4 protein-coding genes are annotated in these 2209 nt (G+C 64.5%); 2 read left to right on the forward strand and 2 right to left on the reverse strand.

All coding sequences use genetic code 11. The features are described 5' to 3' along the window. Nucleotides 1-79 precede the first annotated feature (79 nt). Together EOA49_RS31640 and EOA49_RS31645 are read left to right on the forward strand one after the other, a co-directional pair. Entirely contained in the window at nt 80-415 is a 336-nt protein-coding gene (locus EOA49_RS31640) for a hypothetical protein (protein ID WP_067330472.1), read from the forward strand. Between the two features lie 294 nt (nt 416-709). Then, on the forward strand, nt 710-976 hold the full coding sequence (locus EOA49_RS31645; protein ID WP_127239851.1) for a hypothetical protein: 267 nt from the start codon (nt 710-712) through the stop codon (nt 974-976). A 37-nt stretch (nt 977-1013) separates the two neighbouring features. On the opposite strand, the gene hdaA is transcribed toward EOA49_RS31645, so the two are convergent. Then, the gene (hdaA, locus tag EOA49_RS31650; RefSeq protein WP_095800030.1) at nt 1014-1718 is read right to left on the reverse strand and encodes a DnaA regulatory inactivator HdaA; all 705 of its coding nucleotides are present in this window, start codon (nt 1716-1718) and stop codon (nt 1014-1016) included. Between the two features lies 1 nt (nt 1719). Then, on the reverse strand, nt 1720-2209 hold a 490-nt coding region (locus EOA49_RS31655), incomplete at its 5' end, for an AI-2E family transporter (RefSeq protein WP_164749376.1).

A 2209-nucleotide genomic window follows, 5' to 3' on the forward strand; every position in this document is an offset into this window, starting at 1 on the left:
ACGCCACTCCGACCAGTTTCCTGAACATCTTAGAGCCCGCGCTTCGGGAACCCTGTCGGCCTTCAGAAGTTCTGTTGCCATGGCCGACACTCCAAGGACCCCCACCATCGCCCGCATCTGGCGCGGCCGGACCTTGCCGGAAAAAGCCGACGATTATGAAGCTTACAATTACGAGACCGGCATCAAGCCGCTCATCGAAAAGGCAGTCGGCGTCCAGACATTTCGCGAGGACACGGCGACCCATTCCGAGTTCGTGACGATCTCCTATTGGGAGAGCATCGAGGCAATGGCGCGCTTCACCGGCGGCGGGCCGACCCAGGTCCACCACCTCGACCGCGACGCGGAATTCCTGATCGAGCTGCCGAAGAGCGTGCAAGTGCTGCGCTTGCTCACCAGCCATGGCAAGACGGGCTGAAGGTGTCCAGCATCGAGCAACAGGCCTTGATCTCTGAAGGGAGCCGTCGGCGTGGAACCGAGTAAACCCGCCGGGCGAGTCCCCAACAACCTCGAGCCCGGCGAGCCTACAACCCGATCTGCAATGTGACCGGGACCGGGATCAACCGGCCCCTTCCACGCTGCAACATGGATGCCAGGGAAATGGCTCGAAATGGGACAGCCACGATCGTCCCGCAACTCCGGACGGAAAACCACTACGCGCTTTTCCCGGAGTTGCTCTAGACTCCGGGCAAACGGGGCAAGGGGAACCTGGATGCCTGTTCTCGAGGCGCTGCTGTCGCTGATCGGCCCGGCCTATTTGGCCTATTATGGCTTCGCCGTTCCGGTCGCGGTCGCCTGGGCAATCCTGTGCGCTACTCTGTGGATTTGGAACAACCGGCCGAGCAAGAGGCAGAATGGCAGCGTCGCCCCATCGCGGATCGGCAGCCTGGTGTTCTTCGTCTTTGTCGCCGCATGCTACGTGGCAGCGCATACGGGGGTCTATCTGCTGGCTCGGCATCTGGCCGGACTATGGGCGTAAAGAGCGCACAACCTCGAGAACAGCCATCCTCGATATTCTAAATATCGAACTCGCCCTGGCCCTCATCCATGGCGCTGACGGTCTCGGCGGCAAGCGCTCGGGTGATCGGCGTCTTGCGCTCGAGAGCGGCGCGGTCGAGGCGCTCCACGACCCGCATGGCAGTCGCCAGCGAGCGTTCGATGCGCCGCACCAGATATTGCACGACATGCGGCTCCACCTCGACCTGGCGGTCGGCGAAGAGCTTGGTGATAACGCCGGCGAGCAGCAGGTCGTCCGGCTCGTGGATCTCGATGGTCGCAGCCGCTTTCAGCCGCGAGATGAGGTCCGGCAGCACGACGCGCCAGGCAGAGGGAAAGCGCCGCGCCGTCAGAAGCAGCGTGGAGCCGGCGCCGCGCACGGTGTTGATCAGATGGAACAGGCCTTGCTCGTCGATCGGGAGCTTGTCGATGTCGTCGATCAGCGCGGGGCTCGCGCCAAGCCCGCCAATGTGCTCGCCGATGCTGTCGGGAGCGATGGCGACAGCGTGCGCATGCGCTTGCCAGATCTGGGCAAGATGCGTCTTGCCGGTCCCGGGAGGGCCGGCGAGCACCACCACCGGCGCGGGCCAGTCCGGCCAGCGGTCGACCAGTGCTGCGGCCTGCGCGTTGGCCCCGGAGACGACGAGCTCGTCGCGCGAGTAGCCGGTACCGTGGCCGAGATCGAGCGGCAGCTGGCGCGGTGGATCGGTTCGTTCGCCAGCCATTTCAGCCACGCGGCTGTGAGCGGCGGCCGCCGCCGCGATCCGCCGGCAAAGGAGGTGCTGGCTCTGTGGCATGGCCGTTGTAAAGCGGCGATTCGAGGTAGCGGGCAATCGCAAAGCGCACCAGCACGGCAATGGCCGCCGAAGCCGGCACCGCAATCAGCAGGCCGACGAAGCCGAACAGCGCACCGAAGGCAAAGAGCGCGAACATCAGCCAAACCGGGTGCAGGCCGACGCTTTTGCCGACCAGCCTCGGCTGCAGGATATTGCCCTCGATGAACTGGCCTACGAAGAACACGCAGACCACCGCCACGATCATCGTCCAATCCGGCCAGAACTGGACGAAGGCGACGCCGACAGCAAGCACCAGCCCGGTCAGCGAGCCCACATAGGGGATGAAGGAGATCAGCCCGGCGAAGAAGCCGATGAGGATGGCGAAGTTCAGCCCCGTCAGCGTCAGGCCGGTAGCGTACATGGCGCCCAGCACAAGACCT

It is taken from the genome of Mesorhizobium sp. M1A.F.Ca.IN.020.04.1.1 (genome assembly GCF_003997315.1).
Taxonomy (GTDB): Bacteria; Pseudomonadota; Alphaproteobacteria; order Rhizobiales; family Rhizobiaceae; genus Mesorhizobium.

Bases quoted from the DNA above. Each gene is read 5' to 3' on its own strand.
- EOA49_RS31640 (WP_067330472.1), top strand. From the start codon at position 80: ATGGCCGACACTCCAAGGACCCCCACCATCGCCCGCATCTGGCGCGGC.
- EOA49_RS31645 (WP_127239851.1), top strand. From the start codon at position 710: ATGCCTGTTCTCGAGGCGCTGCTGTCGCTGATCGGCCCGGCCTATTTG.
- hdaA (WP_095800030.1), bottom strand. From the start codon at position 1,718: ATGGCTGGCGAACGAACCGATCCACCGCGCCAGCTGCCGCTCGATCTC.